This is a genomic window from Candidatus Zixiibacteriota bacterium (assembly GCA_034439475.1).
Classification (GTDB): domain Bacteria; phylum Zixibacteria; class MSB-5A5; order GN15; family FEB-12; genus JAWXAN01.
Genome location: JAWXAN010000051.1, coordinates 1 through 21317 on the forward strand (window position 1 = coordinate 1; position 21317 = coordinate 21317).

Sequence of the window (21317 nt, forward strand, 5' to 3'; positions counted from 1 at the left end):
CACCACTCCCTTCGGTCGCACCATTCCCTTTGGTCATTGCCGCGCCTGCCCGCCGTGGAGGGTCACTCCTCGGAAGTCGCTCCTCGCAACGACTCATTGTAGTGTCATTCCAGTCCGCCACGGCGGAGAATCCATCTTCTATTCATTCGGGTATGCCACCGCTCATAGTGGGTTCTAATATGTGGTGCAGGCCGAAGATGGCCTGCACGTCTATTTACCCTGGATTCCCGCGTTCGCGGGAATGACAAAGATAGCTGGGGTGACAAAATTGAGGGTGGACAGCACAGACGAGGGCAGTTGTCAGGATCACGGGGATCGCTGATCTGCGAAAATCGGAAAATATGAGATTGCCATCCGCCACGCCTGCCCGCTGTGGCGGGGCGGACTCAGAGGCGAAACTCGCAATGACGTACGGGGGATGTCAGACCTATGTCGGAAGCGCCTTCTTCTTTGCCAGTATCGAATAATCACGCGAGACTTTGACTATTGTGTTCTTCAACCGGCCAAGTCCCGTTATCTCAAGGTCAATCGAATCGCCGTCGTTTAGCCAAACAGGAGTGTGCGCCGCGCCCGTGGCTTTTGCCTCGAGCGCCCATGTTCCATTCAATTCTAAATAACAACCGGTTCCGACCGTGCCTGAACCGATAACATCGCCGGGATACAAATCGACACCGTAACTTGCCCGTTCAATTATCTCGGCAAATGTCCAATTCATATCTTTGAGGTTGCCGCGAGATATTTCTTTGCCGTTATGGAAAGCTTTCATCTCAAGGTCGTATGTGTTGCCAAACGGAGTCGGGAGACGGTACTGTTCAAGTTCATCGGGTGTGACTATCCAAGGCCCAATCGCGGTCGCAAAATCCTTCCCCTTCGCCGGGCCAAGATTGAGTTTCATCTCTTCCATTTGAAGTACGCGCGCGGAGAGGTCATTCATAATGGTAAATCCAGCGATATGGGAGTCGGCGTCTTTTGACTCGATATTGCGTCCGGCTTTGCCGATGACGATTGCGGCCTCGAGTTCAAAATCAAGCTGTTGGAGATGATCGATTTCGACACTGACTTCGCCCTCGCCGACAATGCTATTGTGATTGGTGAAATAGAAGATCGGGTACTGGTCAAATTCGGGAATCATCTCGACATTCCGGTTGCGTCGCGCGGTCGCGACATGCTGCCGAAAAGCGTAGCCATCGCGGCATGATATCGGATGGGGAACTGGCGCGAGCAATTTATCGACTTTAAAGCTTTTTAAGTCTGGAAGTTTCTTATCCGACACCGCTCTCTCGACCATTTTGGCAAGCTTCAGATTTCGCTCCCAGCCCTTAAGGATCTCGGCCATAGCCGATGGAAGCTGCAAACCAAGGGTCGCGGCATTTTTTTGAAGGTCGATAACTTGATTATTAAGGAAAAGCCCCGCGCGTTCTTCGCCGACAGAATTGAGAAAAGAAACGAACTTCAATCTTATCCTTTTGCGCCTGCGAAGAGAACTGCCTCGGGCATTAGTTTGAACAGCTTGGTAAAGACGCTTTCGACAATATCAAGCGCGAATGCGGTCTCATCTTCCGTGCCGGTGTTGATACGAATGCCGTTGGGGATACCGAATGATTTTACATGGCGCACGATGAGGCCATGGTCAAGACAGGCATTGTTAAAGGCAAAGGCAAATTCTTCAGAAGGCATAAGCAGCAGTATAAAATTTGACGCCGAAGGGACCTGGCGAATGCCGAGTTTGGCGAAGCGGTCGGACATGAGAAGCAACATGCGCCGATTTAACTCAAGGGTCTTGGTTACAAATTCAGCGTCTTCAAGCGCCGCGACTCCGGCCCACTGCGCCGGCAGAGACGGCTCAAAGGGAAGCTTCACTTTATAGAGCTGATGAATAATTTCTGGATGGGCAAAAGCAAAACCAATGCGAAGCCCGGCCAAACCGTAATCTTTCGACATCGTGCGAGTGACAATCAAATTGTCGTAGTTGTACTCCAAACCGTTCGGATAATCCGGCAGGTGCGACGAGTAATTGAAATAGGCTTCATCGAGGACGACAAATACATCGGATGGCACACGAGTCATAAACTGCTCGAATTGTGTTTTGGTGAAAATTGTCCCGGTCGGATTGTTGGCATTGGCTAGAAAAATCAGACGAGTTTTCGGTGTGATAGAATCGGCTATCTTTTCAAGGTCAAAACCATAGTCTTTGAGCTTAATCGTTTTCAGATTCCGATTGTGTTTCCGAGTACTGACATAGATACCAATGAAAGTGGACTCAGCCGTCAGAATTTCATCGGTCTCTTCGGTGAGGGCTTTCACCATATACGAAATCAGCGAATCTGTCCCCGCTCCGGCGATAATCTGATCGGCCGGTTTGTTATAAAACTTTGACAAGGCTTGAATGAGGGAGTAGCCGCCCGGGTCGACATAGCGCGAGGTGATTGACAAAGAGCGAATCGCCGCCGCGAGGCCTTTGGGCGAGGACCCCAATGGATTTTCGTTTGAGGCGAGTTTGACAATTCTATCAAGCTTCTTCTCGCGCCTCAATTCATCGATCGGTTTGCCGGCAATGTATGGCTGAAGCGTTTGTATGTGCTGGGGAATTTTGAATTTCATACTATGTTCAGTCTTTTTGTTGTCTCGCTCTTTTTACCTTATTTTCGGCAAAAAAGAGTCGTCTCTTTAGCTTTTCACCAGCCAGGACTGCGCATAATCCCTGTCAAGTGTGTCGCGGACGTTGATTGTCGGACGCAATGGCGCATAAGTGTCGATCATCAGGGCATATTCATTTGTTTCTCTGGCCCCGATCGATTCCTCGGTTTTCCCCGGCTGGGGGCCATGAGGCATGCCGCCCGGATGAAGTGTAATCGAGCCTTCTTTCACACCCTTGCGGGACATGAAGTCCCCTTCGACGTAGTAGAGCACTTCATCGCTGTCGATATTGGAATGAAAATACGGCGCCGGGATAGCGCTCGGATAAAAATCAAAAAGTCTGGGCACAAAGTTACACAATATAAAATGGCCAGTTTTGAAACAGAGATGCGCTGGCGGCGGCAGGTGGATGCGTCCAACCTTCGGATGATATGATTTTATATTAAGCGCGAAAGGATAAAGAAATCCGTCCCAGCCGACCACACCAAAGGGGTGATGGGGAACAATATGCTCGAAATATTTCTCTCCTGCCTTCAGGATAACCCGAAAATCGGTTTGATCGGATCGCGGTTCCATATACTGCGGTACTTTTATGTCACGTTCGCAGTACGGGGCATGTTCCTCAAGCTGGCCGTATTCGTTGTGGTAATGCTTCGGGATTTCGAAAGCGGTATCTGATTCGACAAAGACAAGTTTATTATTGGCCGAATAGTCATCGAATTTGAATTGGTATGTTACGGCTCTTGGGATTATAAACTGGTCCCCTGGCTCGAACGGGATGCGTCCGAACTCGCTTAAAAATTCGCCTGTGCCATAATGCACAAAGACATACTCTGTGCCATAGGCGTTGCGGAAAAAATCCTCGGTCTCTTTGTTGACATGCGCAGTCGAAATAACACAATGGGCGTTTCTCAGAAAGACATTTCGTGCGCGAATAAAATCGCCTGGCGTCTGCTTTTGCTCGGTAAAGAAATGAAAATAGAGCACCGGCGCATCGGGCCAGTCGATATTGTTTCCCATTGGAATCTCACGCGCTGTCTTGACACTTGTGGGCAAATTAAAATGATACTTATTTGAATAGACCCCGCTGAAACCTTTACTTGAGAAAAGCTCCTCGCGATAGAGGGATTTGCCGTCCTCTTTATAAAACGTCGTGTGCTTTACCCTCGGAATCTCGCCTAATTTGTGGTAGAACGGCATCGTATTATTTCCTCTGTATTACCAGTCTCTATCGTTTACAACCAAAATCGTTGACCAATTGTTCAGCACGGCGGCATAACATCGACCGCTTCGCGCTCAAGATTCCCGCGAAGCTTCTGGTCTAATTCTATCGATTCAAAAAGCGACTGGAAATTTCCTTTGCCGAACCCTTGGCTGTCTCCATGTCGCTGAATAAACTCAAAGAAGAATGTCGGCCGGTCGCAGATAGGCTTGGTGAATAGCTGAAGCAGGTATCCGCCGCCTTCGATATCGCACAGTATTCCCATACGCTGAAGCTCATCGATTGACTCTTCGATCTTAACATCAGGCCGCTTGCGGAGCATATCATAGTAGGTATCAGGAATATTGAGAAATTCGATGCCGTTTTTGCGAAGGGCTTCGATTGTCTGGACGATGTCGTTGGTGCGAAGCGCGATATGCTGTACGCCTGAACCTTGGTATTGCTCGATATATTCTTCGATCTGCGATTTTTTTAAGCCTTCAAACGGTTCGTTGATTGGATTGCGAATTTTGCTGTCTTTGGTACGCACAACTTTTGAGAGCAAAGCCGAATATTTGGTTCCAATGTCGCCCGCTTTGAAATCGATAAAGGTCTCGAAACCCATTGTGCGATTAAAATAATCCGCCCAGAGATTCATTTCGTTTTCACGCACATTACCAACTATGTGGTCTATCCCTTGGATGCCGGTTTCGACATGCGTCAATTGGATATTCTGCATCGGCTTGCAGTAGCGGGGTTTGAATATCCCTTTGTAGTTGTCGCGATTTATATAGCACAACTCGGTGTCGTCGTAGAGCCGCACAGCCGCTTCTTCGACATACCCATTGTGGTCTTCCATTTTGTAAGGGCGGGTCACCATAACGGCACCATGGCTGGTGGCGTATCGGAATGCCGCGCCGACATCGTCAACTTCGACCGACCAGCGTTTCACACCATCACCATGCTTGTTCACCCAGCCAAAGACATCAAACGTTCCGGGCTGAAGTGCCGATGTGATAACGATTTGGAGGTCGTTTTTCTTCAAATAAAATGAATGACGGTCCCGGACTCCGGTTTCCGGCCCGAGATAGCCGACGATATCCAGTCCAAGCGCTTTGGCAAACCAATAGCTGGTCGCCTTTGCCGAGCCGACATAGAACTCTACATAATCATATCCGCGAATACCAATTACATCTGCCATATCTACCTCATTATCTTCTATATGGTTGTACACCAAAAGTTTCAGTCCAACCGATTTTCGTCCCCTGCTCATTAATATACAGCGGAAGGATAAAATAGAGCCAGACAGCCCAAAATGCAAGGGGAAACGGGGGAGGAGAAAGGGGTGAAGGTGGGTGTAACGGCAATCTCATATTTTCTTTATATTTCGCGCGCAACAGAGACGTCCCGCACGAAAAATACAAAACGTGGTGTCGGGCGCCCTCGCCCGACACTATAAATAAACTGTCAGGCGGGGTCGCCCTGACAGCACAGATGTGAGAGGACAGCCTTTGTAACCTTTCCGTCTGCCCGTGCCGCCCTTCCAAGGGCGGTGTGACTTGACGGTCATATAATTGGCGGGTTCGCGGACGGGCCCGCCCTACTTTCGGAGGATAAGAGTGTCGGGCATCCTCCTGCGCACGGTTCCCCCCCAGAATCTCCTTGCAAAGTATAACCCGCCATGGTTAAGATAGACCATGCGCCATATCGAACCAAAAAATGTTCCCGTCAAAGAAGTTTTTGACTACCTCCTCGGAGGCATCGGCCCGCGCCCGGTCGCTCTGGTTTCGACAATTTCAATCGACGACAAAGTCAATCTTTCTCCCTTTTCATTTTTCAATGCCTTTGGCAGCAATCCGCCCACTGTTGCTTTTTCCCCCTCAAGACGGCTTCGGGATAATACGACCAAGCACACCTACGAAAACCTGAAAGTGACAAAAGAATGTGTGATTCAGGCTGTGACTTATGCCATGATCCAGCAGGTGAGTCTTGCATCGACTGAGTTTGCCGAAGGGATCAATGAATTTGAGAAAAGCGGCCTGACTCCGATTCCATCCGACCTCGTCGCTCCGCCCCGAGTATCCGAATCTCCCTTTCAGATGGAGTGCAAACTGGTTCAGATGATAGAACTTGGCGGAAAACATGCCTCAGGAAATCTCGCAATCTGCGAAGTGGTCAAATTTCATATCGCAGAAGATATTTTTGTCGATGGCATTATTAATCCCAATAGAATCGACTTGGTCGCCCGAATGGGGAGAGACTTTTACTGCCGCGCGAGCGGAGATGCCGTATTTGTGGTCAAAAAACCGATAACAACATGCGGGGTTGGCTATGACCATATCCCTGAGTTTATCCGCAAGTCCCAAGTCTTAACCGCCAATAATCTCGGCCAACTCGGCAATATCGAACGGATACCATCATCAGATGAAATAACAGCCTTCATTAAGACGGTTACTGTGTCAACTTCTGCAACGCTTGAATCGTTCCACCGCTATGAACGACTCGGCGAATATCACAATATGCTTTCGGTCTCGCTCTCTATTGATAAAATAGAGGCATGCGAAAGACGACGATTGTTGGTTCTGACAGCCAAACGCGCGCTCGATTTTGACAACCATGACTTCGCATGGAAAACGCTTTTGTATTCACATACGCTCAAATAATATTTTAACTGATATTCCATGTCTGCGCCCACCCCACTCTGGACACCATCGACCGCACGTATCGCCCAAGCGAATACCACCGCGTTCACCCGCAAAGCCGAGCAAGCTGCAGGCAGACAGTTTCCATCGTATACCGATCTCTATAACTGGTCGACGGCTGAAATCGAGCAGTTTTGGGAATTGGTCTGGCATGAGGCAGCAATCATTCACTCCGCGCCATACACACAAATTCTTGACAAACGAATAATGCCCGGCGCAAAATGGTTCTCCGGCGCAAAACTCAATTTTGCAGAAAATCTGTTGCGCTTTTGCGATTCAAAGACGGCGATCATCGCATGGAACGAATGCCGGCCTCAGCAGAAAATCAGCTACGCCGATCTCTTTGCTCAGGTTGCATGCTGCGCTCATGGTTTGCGCGAACTCGGTCTCAGACCGGGCGACCGTGTCGCAGGATTCCTGCCGAACATCCCCGAAACCGTAATCGCAATGCTTGCGGCCACATCAATCGGCGCGCTCTGGTCATTATGTTCGCCGGATTTTGGCGCACAGGGTATTCACGACCGGTTCGGACAGATACAACCAAAAGTTCTGTTTGCCACCGATGGTTATCGTTACCAAGGAAGGTCGCATAGCACAATAGAACGAATTGAAACCATAGCTGAAAGCATCTCTTCAATCGAGAAAGTTATTCTCATTCCATACCTCGACCAATTTCCTCGCCTGCCCAAATGCAAGTCCATGCTTTGGAATGAACTTCTTGCAAACAACGCGCACGAGATCGAATTCGCACAGCTTCCATTCGATCATCCGGTCTACATCATGTATTCCTCAGGCACAACCGGTGTGCCAAAATGCATCGTCCATGGCGCGGGCGGCACCCTGCTTCAGCACTGGAAAGAACATAAATTGCATACCGACCTCAAGCGCGAAGATATTCTTTTCTACTATACGACGTGCGGCTGGATGATGTGGAACTGGCTGGTGAGCGGACTTCAGATCGGCGCGACAATCTTTCTCTATGACGGCTCGCCAGTTCATCCTGATTCGGGCATCCTTTGGTCGGCGGTCGAAGAAGAAGGCATAACGATTTTCGGAACAAGTCCCAAATATCTTTCCTTCTGCCAACAGGCCAAATTGCTCCCCGGGACGACCTATGACCTCTCTTCGCTCAAAACTATCCTCTCGACCGGCTCACCCCTTTCGGCGGATAATTTCAACTACGTCTACGACTGTGTCAAAAAAGATGTCTGCCTCTCATCCATCTCAGGCGGGACAGATATTATCTCCTGCTTCATGCTCGGCAACCCGACTCTGCCCGTCTACTCCGAAGAAATTCAATGCCGGGGGCTGGGGATGAAAGTCGAGACGTATGATGACAACGGACATAGTGTCGTCAACCAAGTCGGCGAGTTGGTTTGCGCCGCGGCCTTTCCATCGATGCCGGTTTCATTTTGGAACGACCCCGACGGCGAAAAATATCACGAGGCCTATTTCGAGCATTACCCCGGTATCTGGCGGCACGGGGATTATATCAAAATCACTGAGCGCGGCGGAGTGATTGTCTATGGTCGTTCCGATGCAACTTTGAATCCGGGCGGAGTGCGAATCGGCACGGCGGAGATTTACAACCCTGTGGAAAGTATGCCCGAAATCGCCGATTCGATTGTGGTGGGGCAGAAATGGCTCGATGACATTCGTATCGTCCTTTTTGTCGTCTTGCAATCTGGTGAAACACTGACGGATTCGCTCAAAGAAAAAATCAGAACGACCATCCGCCAAAAAGCGACACCCCGCCATCTGCCTGTTTTGATTTTGCAGGTGAATGAAATCCCGCGCACGCTCAATGGGAAAAAAGTGGAAGTGGCTGTGACAAAGATTATCCATGGCGATTCTGTCCTCAACAGAGAAGCATTATCAAATCCAAACTCACTAAATCAGTTTAAGGGATTGGCGGAGTTGGGGTAGAGGGGAGGTGATTTCGCCTATCATTAGAATTGAAATGCCAAGCGGGAAATTTTATAGAGCTGAGCTACAAATTTAGTGCTGTTTTGTTCAAAACCGTTAAAATGTGATTGCAAGTTCGAGAGACGGTGATATACTTCTGTGAAACAAGAGCACCCGATTTTACTATGCTCAAGCAAATTTTGCCCTAAATTTTTTCGGGGTGCTACCATTAACTTCTTTAGAGAAGCGGAGGATATTAATTAAATGATAAGCAATATGAGAGCAATCTTCCACCAGAGCTTTGTCATCTATTGGTTTGGGGCGATCCTTTTTAGCTGCGGACTAAATGCTCAACCGCAAATGCCTAATGCGCTTCCGAGTTCAGTCTATCGGATCGTACAGTTTAACCCAGAAAAAACTTTACAGGGTACAGCAGTGATGCTGAGAGATTCGATTAAAGGGTGTTTTCTAGTTACCAACGCTCACATGACATTTAATAGCAAAGGAAAGCTAAGTGATTCGTTGTGGGTATTCCTCAACAGCCACAGCGGTACAAACGAAGTAATCTCTGGACCAAGGAAAGTATGCCTCCGTCTCAAAGTGGATCAGTCTTCACAAGTTTATCTATCGGAAGACAAACAAATGGATATTGTGATTGTTGATTGCACGGAAGGGAACGGATTCATATTGGATCCGACTATACCAGATAGCGTCTTCTGGATAAACGCCAACACAGTGAATAAATCTGAAATAGTAAATGTCCTTTTAGACAGCACCTCTATTTACACTGCGATCGGATATCCCTCAAAAGGAATAAACCAACAAAGCGCGATGTATCCAGAATTTAGATGGGGTCGGTACAGTGGTACCAACCAAGGTTTTCAAGTTTTTGATATTCCGGTTATCGGGGGAAGTAGCGGTTCTGCAGTATTTTATGAATTAGGGAATAAATATGCCATCGTGGGGATTATCGCTCGAGGAACCGACAAACTTTGTTTTGCGATTCCGATTGGTAGTCTCGTCGAGAGATTCGCTTCTTTCTTTCAGAGATAATGTCAAACCATCAGATTGAGATAAAGTACTGCTCACACAACTACCGCGCAACGACTTATCCGGTATTATTCAAAAGAATGACTTTTCGGGGACTTCACCCGACTAAGCGCTTCATACCCTGTGAGCAAATGGTCACGAAATAGACCCTGGCCAGTGAATAGTCTTATGTTTTCAGAAGTTTTGACCTACAGTCCAAATCTGCTGAATTGTGTCCCGCGGATTGCACAATAATAGATTGAAGGAGTAGTTTCGAACTCCCCCCTCCCCACATTCCTCTTGCCTTTTTTCGGGCAATCTTCTATCGTATTCTATATGAAAACACCATCCATCATCATTGCACTGCTTATCGCCGGCGGCGCCACAGCCCAGACCACTCCCCCGCAGGGAATACGGTCGAAAAACTCCGAAAGCAAAGCGTTCACCCACGCCACCATTATTATCTCGCCCACCCAGACTATCGAGAATGGAACGATGATAATCAAGGACGGACGGGTTGTTGCTGTCGGGACAAACATTCCCGTACCGGCAGGAGCCTTCGAGTACGACCTCAAAGGGAAGCGAATCTACCCCGGCTTTATTGAGCCGTATGGTGAGTATGGCCTGAAAGATGTCGGCAAACTCAACGAGGACACCAAAAGTCAGGCGCCCAAATATGAAGGCACCCGTGTCGGCGCCAATGCCTGGAACGATGCTATACATGCCGAGCGCAACTGGGTCGATGATTTCAAACCCGAAAAAGAAGCCGCCGATAAATTTCTCGAACAGGGCATCACGGTTGTGCAGTCGTCCAAAATGGACGGCATCTTCCGCGGGCGTTCTTTTGTAACTGACCTGTCGCAGGGTCTTTCCAACGAGGCCGTCATCAAAGCCCATGCGGCCCATTTTGGCTCATTTAACAAGGGAACATCCAACCAGCAATATCCAAGCTCCCTCATGGGAAGTATCGCGCTTATCCGCCAGAGCTTCATTGATGCCGACTGGTACGCCAAAGCCCACACGGCCTATGCCAAAAACAGCGGCCAGAAACTGCCCGAATTCAACAGTGCCATCGCCGCTATCGCCGAAAACAAAGGGCCGATATTTTTTGAGGTCGAAGACGAACTGACCCTGCTTCGCGCAGCCATTCTGTCCAAAGAATTCAGTGTCCCATTTGTCTATATAGGCAGCAACCTGGAATATGCCCGTATCGCCGAGATTGCGGCGGTCGGCGCCCCGGTGATTCTGCCGGTTGTTTTCCCGAAAAAACCTGAAGTGAAAAGTTTTGAGGATGCGCTCGATGTCAACCTCGGCGACCTTCGCCACTGGGAGCGCGCGCCCTACAACGCATCGGTGCTTGAGAAAAACAAAGTGCCGTTTGCCTTCACAACATTGAAGCTCAAAGACAAATCAGACTTCCTCAAAAATGTCCGACAGACTATCGAGAGCGGTCTGTCCCCCGCCGCGGCCTTGGCTGCGCTGACCACGATTCCGGCGCAACTGTGCGGCGTCTCAAGCGAGATCGGGACTCTGGAAAAAGGGAAACTCGCCAATTTCTTTATCTCGGACTATGACATATTCTCCGACAGCGCGAAAATCTATTCGGTCTGGATTCGCGGCAACAACGAGAAAGAAAATGTCTCGATCCATCAAAAAGATTTCCGCGGCCAATATTCGCTCTCATTTGACAACCGAACGCTTTCACTCAATCTCAAAGGGAAAATGAGCGATCCCAAGGGCGAACTCAAAGAGGGCGATAAAAAGGCGAAGCTTGAAGACCTTTCGATGGCCTATGACCGGATTTATTTCTCCGCCCCGACCGACAGCCTTGCAATGCCCGGAACAACCCGATTCACACTTCTTTCGGTGAACAACCATTATGTCGGCACGGCCTCACTTGCCGATGGCCGTACCCTCAATATGACCATAGCCCAGACCGGGCCGTTTGTGGCCGAAGCTGATACCTCCAAGAAAGAGGATGAGAAAAAAGATACCACCCTCGTCTCAATGCAAACCTTCCCTGATATGGCCTTCGGGTATCCCACTATCCCGACATCGGAAAATGTCCTAATCAAAAATGCCACTATCTGGACCTGCGACGACCAAGGCACTCTTGAAAATACCGATATGCTTGTCATCAATGGTAAAATCAGCAAGATCGGCAAAAACCTGACTGCCGCATCCGGCGCCCGGGTTATCGACGCCGCCGGAAAACATCTGACAGCGGGGATTATCGACGAGCATTCGCATATCGCCATTTCTAAAGGGGTGAACGAAGGCTCGCATGCTGTCACTGCCGAAGTCCGCATTGGCGACGTTGTCAACTCAGATGACATTAACACCTACCGCGCGCTTGCCGGCGGAGTGACAGCAGTCCAACTGCTTCATGGTTCAGCCAATCCAATTGGCGGTCAGGCCCAGGTAATAAAGCTCAAATGGGGGCAGTCGCCGGAGAAAATGAAATTTGCCGCCGCGCCCCCCTCGATAAAATTCGCACTCGGAGAAAATGTCAAACAATCCAACTGGGGCGACGACAACACTATTCGTTATCCCCAGACCCGTATGGGTGTCGAAACGATAATGAAAGACGGTTTTCAGGCAGCGCTTGAATACGAAGCCGCTTGGCGGGCATACAACACCCTTGGCAAAGGGGCCAAAGAAACCACCATTCCGCCCCGTCGGGATATCCAGCTCGATGCCCTTGTAGACATCCTCAGCTCCCGCATGTTTGTCCACTGCCACTCCTATGTCCAGACCGAAATCTTGATGCTCATGCGACTCGCCGAGGATTTTGGATTTAAAATCACAACCTTCACTCATATCCTCGAAGGCTATAAAGTCGCCGATGAAATGGCTGCCCACGGCGCATCCGCTTCCTCTTTCTCAGACTGGTGGGCCTACAAATTCGAGGTTTACGATGCCATTCCTTACAACACCTGTCTCATGCATGAGCGGGGAGTGCTGACTTGCATCAATTCCGATTCCCCTGAAATGGGACGCCGGCTCAACCAGGAAGCCGCCAAATCAGTGATGTATTGCGGCATTCCCGAAGCCGAGGCCATCAAATTTGCAACGCTCAATCCGGCAATCATGCTCAAAATTAACGATCGCGTCGGAAGCCTCAAAGCCGGCAAGGACGCTGACTTTGTGATATGGAATGATAATCCACTCTCAATGTATGCCCATGCCGAGCAGACCTGGATTGAAGGCGCCTGCTATTTCTCGATTGAGAAAGATGCCCAAATGCGCGAATCCAATAGAAAAGAAAAAAATGCCCTGATTCAAAAAGCCCTCAACGGCAAATCTCCTTCTGGAGGAGGCGCCGCAAGCTACAGTCAGGTTAAAGATGAAAAAGCTTATGAATGCGAAGATAGAGGAGACGTCTGGGATGCGCTCAACAATAACAAGTAGAACAGTTCTTGGCTGGGCGCTCGCTCTCGCTTTGACAACCACTGTTTCGTATGCCAACAATCTCGTTCCCGGAGCCAAACAGGATCACCCGATTCTGCTCAAAGGCGGAGATATTTACACTGTCTCCGGCAGTGTTCTCATGCAGACTGACCTCCTCTTTGAGAATGGTAAAATCACTCGCATCGAAAAGGACATTGTACCGGCTGAGAACACCGAAGTCATCGATGTCGCTGGCAAACGCGTCTATCCCGGACTTATCGCCCCCAATACAACAGTCGGCCTTATCGAAATCGGCGCCGTTCGCGCGACCAATGACCAGTCCGAGGTCGGCAACATTACTCCCGAAGTCTGCTCGCATATTGCCTACAATCCCGATTCTGAATTACTGCCGACTATTCGGTCAAATGGCGTTACCACAGTGCAGGTTGCGCCCGCCAATTCTCTCATAAACGGTCGTTCTTGTATTATGAACCTCGATGGCTGGACCAAAGAGGACGCGGCAGTGAAACTGCTCGACGGCCTCTATATGTCATGGCCGTCGGTTGCTGTCTCAACCGGCTGGTGGGTTACCCAGACGCCGGAAGAGCAGAAGAAAAATATGGCCGAAGCCCGTGTGAAGCTTCGCCAGACATTCGAAAATGCGCGAGCCTATGCTCTGGCCCGAAAAGCGATGCAGAACATCGGCCGCGACCAGCGCTGGGAAGCTATGATGCCATTCATAAGCGGCGAACTTCCGGTCTATATTCTGGCTGATGATTATCGCCAGATCAGCGAAGCCATTGCATTTGCTGAAGAACAAAAAATCCGTATGGTCTTAGTAAGCGGAGCCGAGGCATGGAAGGCGATCGACCTGTTAAAAAAGCATAGCATACCTGTGATTCTCGGCACAACAACATCGCTCCCAATGCGAACCGACGATGATTACGACCAGCGGTTCAAACTTCCCAAAATGCTGAAAGAGGCCGGTATTCAATTCTGTTTAGGCCATTCCGGAAGCTGGGATGTTCGTAATCTGGCATTCCAGGGCGGCCAAGCTGCGGCCTTTGGCCTGAGCAAAGAAGACGCGCTCCGCGCTCTGACTCTCTCCACCGCCGAAATCCTTGGCATCGATAAAACGCAAGGCTCGCTTGATGTCGGCAAGAACGCCACACTCTTTGTTTCCGATGGGGATGTTATGGATATGCTTGGTCAAAAAGTTACCAACATGTATATCGAAGGCCGTCTCGTGGATTTGAGTAATCGCCATAAAGAACTGTATGAGAAATATCAGGCCAAACATTATTCGCCAGTGACAAAATAGATTATTTGCGTGTGAGAAAATAGATTCTGTTTTCCCTTTGTGTTTGTGTGTTTGTTTGTTCCGCCGTTACACTTGTAGCGGCGGTTTTTTTGTGGGGGGGTACAGGAACTGACAGAAAGATGACAAAACCACAAAAGTGTTAAGGATATCCCTTGATAGATTTGTCAACTATGTAACCGGTCATACACTTGCCCGGTGTGAGAATAGACTGTTCGCTGAATTTGGCGCAGGACACCCCGTACGAAGCCATTTGTACAGCATAATTCTACTTTGGATCTTCGTGCAGATCGTCTCTGGCCTGCACAAAGCTTCCCCTTCACAACCGATACAACATCAGATAAACAATCACACCGGTCACAGATACATACATCCAGACCGGCCAGACCCATCGCGCGAGCCGTTTATGTTTGACAAAACTGCCCCTCAAGGCAAACCAGACAATCGCGATAATGAACGGAGTCATGATAGCCGCGAGGATAATATGCGGAATAAGGATCAAGAAATACAGCGGGCGCGTCCAGTCGTAGTGTGGATACGGAACTGAACCAACATGGTAATGATAATAGAGATAGCATGTCAGAAATAAAACCGATGAGATAAGCGCCGAGACCATGAACTTTTTATGCGTCGCAATATCGCCGCGCCTGATTCTGATAAATCCCAATACGAGGAATATCGTTGCAATAAAGTTCAACATCGCATTGACCGTCGGCAATTGTTCAACTGACATTATTCATTCCCTCCATCACGCATATCTTGTTCAATCATCAATTTCTTTGGCCAGCGCTTCTATATGAGTGCGAAGTATGTCCATTTTGGCGCGATCGCTATGTTCGTAGTATCCGCGTATTCGGCCATCTGGATCAACAAGAATAAATTTCGTACTGTGCATCCCCGGCAAATCGCCGCTTACCAGATAACCGGACTCGCATAATTGTTTTATTGTATCCGGCGACTCATGCCTCAGAAACAGCCAGCGCATATCATTTACGCCAAGTCCCTCAGCATACGCCTGCAAGACGTCCGGTGTGTCGTTTTCGGGATCGACAGTAAATGATAGGAACTGAACTTTGTCCGAGTGCGCGTAACGATTATATAACGAAGCCATCTCTATCGCCATAGCCGGGCAGGCGCCTTTGCAGTGAGTAAAGACAAAATCGACAACTGTGACTTTTCCGTCGAAAACAGAGTTGTCAATTTCCCCCACACGCGCGCTATCAAAATGAAACTGCGGAGCAGTTGTGATAATAGGCAGTGCGGCTCTCGAGCGTTCAGCCTGTGCGACTATGGCATACGACCCCACAGCCAGCAACAGAATCAGCGACGCTATCGCGACAAAAATCCGCATACTTATCCTTCCAGGCGCATTCGTCGATTCCTCGCGGTACGAGACCAAGGTGAACGCGACAAGGATGAGGCCAATCAAAAGCGAGGCCAGCCAGAGATGAAAGAGTTGCGTTATGGGAGACAGGCCGAATGTTATTAGTCCGAGGCCGAGAAACATCTGCAAGAACGCTATCCCTGACAATGAAAAGGCCGCGATACCAAGCGGTGTCGATTGCTTTTCTCCCTGAAATAACAAACCAAACGAGACGGCAATAGTCCCAACGATCAGGATTATGCCGGTGACGAGATGAAGACCGTAGGTTGCCCCAACCTTGGACAGCCAAGCCAGCGATGACAGAAGTGGAAATTCAGCCGCGGCGATCTCGACTTCTGCCCGAACCTGTGTACCGAGGACTATCTGCGCTATAGCGCCTAACCAAAGCAAGCCTATCCACATGCGCATTCGTTTTGATTGTGGATCGTTTGAAAGCTGAAGGCCCTTGTCTATACAATAAGCGTGTTGCGAGACGAACATGAGCAGGCTGACAATAAGCAAGGCAATCAACAGATGGAGGGTGACTACAATCGGCTGTAAATCCGATGCGACCACCTGGCTTCCCTGCCAGCCTTGGTATGCAACCAGGAGCGCGGCCCCGATACTCGGATAGAGCAGTTTTGGATACGATCGGTATTTAACCAGCGCCATAATGGCCAATGCGGCGATGATTATGCCGACCGACATGCCAACGAGCCGGTTGACATATTCAATCCATGCCAACGTCATATTAAAACTGGTCGGATCAATATCGGGCGGAATCTGTGAAAGAGAAAGGGGCGGAATCCATCGGCCAAAACATTTTGGCCAGTCGGGACAGCCCATTCCTGCGCCAGAGACACGCACCAATCCACCGACAAAGACAAGAAAGTAGGTCGATGCGGTGGCGGTCAGGGCAAGTTTACGGAACGAGGACATGTCTACACCCACCCTTAAGTAAGGCGGAGATGAATTAAAGCCAGCAATGGCGGGAGTGAAAGAAAATTAAATCAAACGTATTGTATGTCATGGAGAACGCGCTTCTCAGCGGTGACCGCCTGAGTCGCTTGAGTCTGTCGGAACCGGCTGTTTTCCTTGGTTGGTTACCGCCGATGCCATGCTGTCGGTTGGATTGCCCCCAATTCCGACTTCTTTTTTTGTACTGGCAGAATTTCCGCCCGAGCCATGAGCGGCAGGCGGGGCCTGCTGAATATTATACATATCGGCTTTAGGGTTTATTGGCCTCGCCGAGACTTTGTCGAGTTCGCCGCGCCGCATGGTATCGGCCATTGTGAACGCGATAAAAGTCGCCAATGTCGCAAGCGCCAGAAGAAAGACAGTCAGATATATTTTGTTGTCATAGAGCAAATGCATGAAAAAGAGAACAACCAGCGAGGCCTTTATTGCGGCTATCACCATTGCCACAATGAGATTGAGCGTTCCGAAATTAAATTGCGCTACCCACACCGTGACTAAGGTGAGAAACAACAATGCCCCTCCCACGCCGAGATAGATTTTCATCGGAAGGATGTGATGGTGGCCTTTTGACGATGTATCGCTCATAATATATTCGCTCTCACAATTGTTAGGCTATCAAATACAATAACGGGAAAAGGAAAATCCAGACCAAGTCGACCAAATGCCAAAACAGTCCGGTCATTTCAATCGGCGTATAATACTGGCTCGAAAATGTATTGCGCGAGGTCTTGTATATCAGCCAGCTAATCATGACCATTCCGGCAATGACGTGAATTCCATGCAGTCCCGTCATCGCAAAATAAATCGAGAAAAAGATATGGGGATTGGTACCTTCGATTCCCTGGAAGGTGTAAAATTTCCCCGGCAATTGACCGAGATGAAATTTGTGGGCGTATTCAAAGTACTTGATAACCAAAAATGTCCCGGCCAAGCCCAATGTCAGCCAGAGATTAATGAGCGTGATCCGCTTCTTGCCCAGCTGCATATAGCGAATGGCAAGGGCCATTGTAACCGATGAGACAATCAGCACCACGGTGTTGGTTGCTCCCAGAACAACATCCAACTGTTTGTGAGCTTCCGAGAACATCTCAGGTTTCCATGCCCGAAAGATTGCGTACGCGCAAAACAGCCCGCCGAACATAAGAACTTCAGTAAGCAAAAAGACCCACATGCCGAGTTTGGCCGAATCCGCCTGCTGTTCGGAATTGGCAAAATGGTGCTGAACGTGGCTGGCGTGCTTTGTTTTGTGGTGATCTTCAGCTGTCTCTATTGCCATCTGGGAGCTTTACCTTCTTACCCGAAAATTTGTCTGCTCGGCCTCGCGGTCGATCAGCACCGTATCATAGTCATACGGGCCGTGTTTGACAACCGGCTCATGCTCAAAGTTATGAGGATGAGGCGGTGAAGTCGTTTCCCATTCCATTGTCAAGGAACCCCATGGATTGCTCGGAGCGGGCGCGCCTTTAAATAGAGAATAAATAAGATAGATGACCATGATGAGAAATCCGAGTCCAAGCACGTATGAGCCGACAGATGAAAAAGCATGGAGCGGCTGGTACTGATCGACATACGTATAATAACGGCGCGGCATTCCCTGTGAGCCGAGTATAAACTGCGTGAAAAAGGTCATGTTGAAGCCGATAAAAATAATTATACAGGCGATTCTTCCCCAGACTTCATTGTACATCTTGCCGAACATCTTGGGCCACCAGTAGTGTATGCCGCCTAAAAGCGCCATCACTGTTCCGCCCATCATAACATAATGAAAGTGCGCGACAATAAAATAGGTGTCATGCAGGTGGACATCGACAGACAGAGCTCCGAGGAAAATCCCGGTGAGTCCGCCGATAGTAAAGAGGAACAAAAATGACAAGGCATAGAGCATAGGTGTTTTTAAATCAATGGATCCCTTGTACATGGTTACCACCCAGTTGAAAACTTTTATGCCAGACGGGATACCGACGAAGAAAGTAAGAAACGAAAATATCATCGCGGCGAATTCAGACTGGCCGCTGGTAAACATGTGATGCGCCCAAACAAGAAAACTTGTAAAGGCAATCCCGAGCGAGGAATAACCGATAGCCCTGTAGCCGAAAATCCGTTTATGCGAAAAGGTCGCGATGAGCTCGCTGATGATAGCCATCCCGGGCAAAATCATAATGTAGACCGCCGGATGTGAATAAAACCAGAAGAAGTGCTGGTACAGAACCGGGTCGCCGCCAAGAGCCGGGTCAAAGATACCGATGCCGAAAGAACGCTCGAGTATCAGAAGCAGAAGCGTAATGGCAAGGACAGGTGTAGCCATAACCTGTATGAGAGCGGTGGCATACAGCCCCCAGACCATAAGCGGCATTTTGAACCATGTCATCCCCGGAGCCCTGAGCTTGTGTATTGTGACAATAAAGTTCAATCCGGTCAAAATCGAAGAGAAACCGAGAATAAAGACGCCGAGTGTCATGGATAGCACCGCAGTATCTGTCGTCGTGCTGTACGGCGTGTAAAATGTCCAACCTGTGTCAACGGCTCCGGCCACTATCGAATAGAGGCAGAAAAGCGCGCCAAAGACATAAATGTACCAGCTTCCCAGATTAAGCCTGGGAAAGGCAACATCTTTTGCCCCTAACATCATCGGCAGAACAAAATTGCCGATGGCCGCCGGAATTGAGGGAATAATGAAGAGAAAAATCATTATTCCGCCATGGAGCGTGAAGAGCTGATTATATGTCTGGGCATCCATGAGATCGCGTCCCGGATTGAGCAGTTCGGTTCTGAGAATAATCGCGAGCGCGCCTGCGACAAAAAAGAAGAACATGACGGCAGTGAAATACATTACGCCGATACGCTTGTGATCAAGAGTCAACAGCCATGATTTCAGCCCTTGCGGTTCACTCAAATAATTTGGTTGCACAAGACTCATTTATGACCCCGACTCATTTAGAGATTTAATGAATGCAATAAGCGCATCGATCTGACGGTCACGGAGTACACCCTGAAAGGTCGGCATCACCGGCTGGAATCCGGCATGGACTTTTGCCTGTGGATTAAGGATCGATTCGCGTATATAATTTTCATCCATAAGTACTGTCGTTCCGTTTGCCAATTGTATCTCGGTGCCGTAATAACCGACAAAGCTCGGACCTTGAATTACACTTCCATCCAGACTATGACAAGTAACGCAGGCTTTGCTTGTGTACAATTGCTTTCCATATACTGCCGGAGGAAGATCCATTCCTTCGTTGTTTGCCTTCTCAAGCCAGGCCGCGTAGGCCGAGTCATTCATTACCCGCACTTTGCCAATCATCTCCGAATGTCCCTTCCCGCAATACTCGGTGCAGAAAAGGTCGAACTCCCCGATTGCTGTCGCTTCAAACCAGGCCGTGGTATAACGATTCGGCAGGACATCCATCTTTATACGAAAATTGGGAACATAGAAGCTGTGAAGAACATCGCTTGATGACAGGAGCAGACGAACCGGACGGTTTACCGGAACGACAAGTTGGTTGACGCTCGAGGCGCCTTCAGCGTAGGCGAATGTCCAGAACCATTTCGCGCCTGTGGTTTTTATCTCGATTGCGTTCGCAGGTGTGATATGAAGCTTCACAAAACCGCTGAAACCCCAGAAGAAAACGATGAGAACAAGAACTGTCGGAATTGCAGTCCAGGCTATTTCTAACCCCAGATTGTGGTCGACACCCGATGTAAGTTGGTCTTTCCCCTGCCGTCGGTACTTTATCGTGAAATACGTCATTAAGCCAACCACGATAAAAAACATCACGATACTGGCATAGAGAAGAAAATCGAAAAGCGGATCGATCTCAGTCGAAATGGTCGAATGCTGAGGAGGAAGCCAGAATGTGGCAGTACTATCCATAAATAGTGCGGTCCTTGGAAGTTATCGTCGATCCCTCGGGAATCGGGATACCCGTATTTGCCTGCTGTTGAATCTTTCGACGTTCACGGATCCAAAATATGGCAAGGAATGTCCCGACAATCATCACAGTCAACAAGCCGGCAATTTTCATCAGGTTTCCGGCGAAGAGAACATACGACTGAGCATCGGGATCATAGTGGAAACAGTACAATATCAGCCGGTCGAAAGTACTCCCGATCTTTCCTTCGGAGGCTTCGATGAGCGCAAGTTTCAGATCCCGCTCTTTAAAATCTATCCCGTACAGATATCGGGAAATCCGGCCGTCTTCGGTCAGGACAAATGCGGCGGCGGCATGAGCGTATTCGTCTCGCGATTCATCAAAAAAATACTTGAAACCGATGGCATCAGCGATTGTTTGCGATTGTGACTCCTTACCGACAAGAAACGACCAGCCTTGCTCCAAGCCCGGTTTGCCGAACTCAACAATATACGTTTGTTTTTTAGCCAGTGCGAGTTCCGGCGTCTCCTCCGGATTGATGCTGATTGTCACCATCTGAAATTGGTCGCCGGGAGTCCATTCGAGTTGTTTGACGCCTTTGTTCAGACCATTCATCACAAGATTACACAACATCGGACAGCGGTAATAACCCAATGTCAGTATGATCGGCTTCCCTTTGTGGAAATAATCTCCGAGTCGGACAACTTGTCCGAGGTCGTCAGTAAATGTCAAATCAAGAGGTATTGTGTCACCGAGATGTTCGATAATATCGATCTTTTGCAGTTGCGGATTCTGATCCGTTATAACTTGAGCAAAAACAGACGCGCCGCTTAATAACCCAGACAGCGCTACTGTGAGCAACAGAGTGCAAACAATTCGAATATATTGACCGTGTGATTTCATAACTTTAGTCTCCTTCGTCCAT

The 21317-nt window shown here is 49.0% G+C and carries 16 protein-coding genes; 5 read left to right on the forward strand and 11 right to left on the reverse strand.

Features of this window, described 5'->3' with window-relative positions; all coding sequences use genetic code 11:
* Nucleotides 1-427: 427 nt before the first annotated feature.
* The 4 genes from SGI97_07760 to hppD all read right to left on the reverse strand — a co-directional run bounded on the left by SGI97_07760 (nt 428) and on the right by hppD (nt 5039).
* Nucleotides 428-1456, reverse strand: a complete 1029-nt coding sequence (locus SGI97_07760; protein ID MDZ4723782.1) for a fumarylacetoacetate hydrolase family protein — start codon at nt 1454-1456, stop codon at nt 428-430.
* A 2-nt stretch (nt 1457-1458) separates the two neighbouring features.
* Nucleotides 1459-2601, reverse strand: coding sequence for a histidinol-phosphate transaminase (gene hisC / locus SGI97_07765; GenBank protein ID MDZ4723783.1), 1143 nt, complete (start codon nt 2599-2601; stop codon nt 1459-1461).
* Nucleotides 2602-2667: 66 nt separating this feature from the next.
* A complete protein-coding gene (locus SGI97_07770) occupies nt 2668-3837 on the reverse strand; it encodes a homogentisate 1,2-dioxygenase (protein MDZ4723784.1) in 1170 nt (389 codons plus the stop codon).
* Between the two features lie 62 nt (nt 3838-3899).
* Nucleotides 3900-5039 carry a 4-hydroxyphenylpyruvate dioxygenase gene (hppD, locus tag SGI97_07775; GenBank protein MDZ4723785.1) on the reverse strand — a complete coding sequence of 380 codons (1140 nt, stop codon included), beginning with the start codon at nt 5037-5039 and terminating at the stop codon, nt 3900-3902.
* A 496-nt stretch (nt 5040-5535) separates the two neighbouring features.
* On the opposite strand from hppD, the gene SGI97_07780 reads away from it, so the two are divergent.
* From SGI97_07780 to SGI97_07800, 5 genes are all read left to right on the forward strand, one after another.
* The gene (locus SGI97_07780; protein MDZ4723786.1) at nt 5536-6501 is read left to right on the forward strand and encodes a flavin reductase family protein; all 966 of its coding nucleotides are present in this window, start codon (nt 5536-5538) and stop codon (nt 6499-6501) included.
* Between the two features lie 18 nt (nt 6502-6519).
* The gene (locus tag SGI97_07785; protein MDZ4723787.1) at nt 6520-8466 is read left to right on the forward strand and encodes an acetoacetate--CoA ligase; all 1947 of its coding nucleotides are present in this window, start codon (nt 6520-6522) and stop codon (nt 8464-8466) included.
* A gap of 243 nt (nt 8467-8709) precedes the next feature.
* Complete coding sequence (locus SGI97_07790; GenBank protein ID MDZ4723788.1) at nt 8710-9498, forward strand: hypothetical protein; 789 nt, start codon at nt 8710-8712, stop codon at nt 9496-9498.
* 312 nt (nt 9499-9810) lie between these two features.
* Nucleotides 9811-12885: an amidohydrolase family protein gene (locus SGI97_07795; protein ID MDZ4723789.1), complete on the forward strand. Its 3075-nt coding sequence runs from the start codon at nt 9811-9813 to the stop codon at nt 12883-12885.
* Complete coding sequence (locus tag SGI97_07800; protein ID MDZ4723790.1) at nt 12863-14185, forward strand: amidohydrolase family protein; 1323 nt, start codon at nt 12863-12865, stop codon at nt 14183-14185. The genes SGI97_07795 and SGI97_07800 overlap by 23 nt, the downstream gene beginning before the upstream one ends.
* Nucleotides 14186-14501: 316 nt before the next feature.
* Here the strand turns inward: SGI97_07800 and SGI97_07805 are convergent, their stop codons facing one another.
* From SGI97_07805 to SGI97_07835, 7 genes are all read right to left on the reverse strand, one after another.
* On the reverse strand, nt 14502-14915 hold the full coding sequence (locus SGI97_07805; protein MDZ4723791.1) for a DUF420 domain-containing protein: 414 nt from the start codon (nt 14913-14915) through the stop codon (nt 14502-14504).
* 30 nt (nt 14916-14945) lie between these two features.
* Entirely contained in the window at nt 14946-16484 is a 1539-nt protein-coding gene (locus SGI97_07810; protein MDZ4723792.1) for a COX15/CtaA family protein, read from the reverse strand.
* 105 nt (nt 16485-16589) lie between these two features.
* Nucleotides 16590-17108, reverse strand: coding sequence for a cytochrome C oxidase subunit IV family protein (locus SGI97_07815; GenBank protein MDZ4723793.1), 519 nt, complete (start codon nt 17106-17108; stop codon nt 16590-16592).
* Between the two features lie 22 nt (nt 17109-17130).
* Nucleotides 17131-17799, reverse strand: coding sequence for a cytochrome c oxidase subunit 3 family protein (locus tag SGI97_07820; protein MDZ4723794.1), 669 nt, complete (start codon nt 17797-17799; stop codon nt 17131-17133).
* A gap of 9 nt (nt 17800-17808) precedes the next feature.
* Nucleotides 17809-19440, reverse strand: a complete 1632-nt coding sequence (gene ctaD / locus SGI97_07825) for a cytochrome c oxidase subunit I (protein MDZ4723795.1) — start codon at nt 19438-19440, stop codon at nt 17809-17811.
* Nucleotides 19441-20394, reverse strand: coding sequence for a cytochrome c oxidase subunit II (coxB, locus tag SGI97_07830; GenBank protein MDZ4723796.1), 954 nt, complete (start codon nt 20392-20394; stop codon nt 19441-19443). It lies immediately after the preceding gene.
* The gene (locus tag SGI97_07835; GenBank protein ID MDZ4723797.1) at nt 20387-21295 is read right to left on the reverse strand and encodes an SCO family protein; all 909 of its coding nucleotides are present in this window, start codon (nt 21293-21295) and stop codon (nt 20387-20389) included. Before SGI97_07835 ends, coxB begins: the two co-directional genes overlap by 8 nt.
* Nucleotides 21296-21317: the final 22 nt, after the last annotated feature.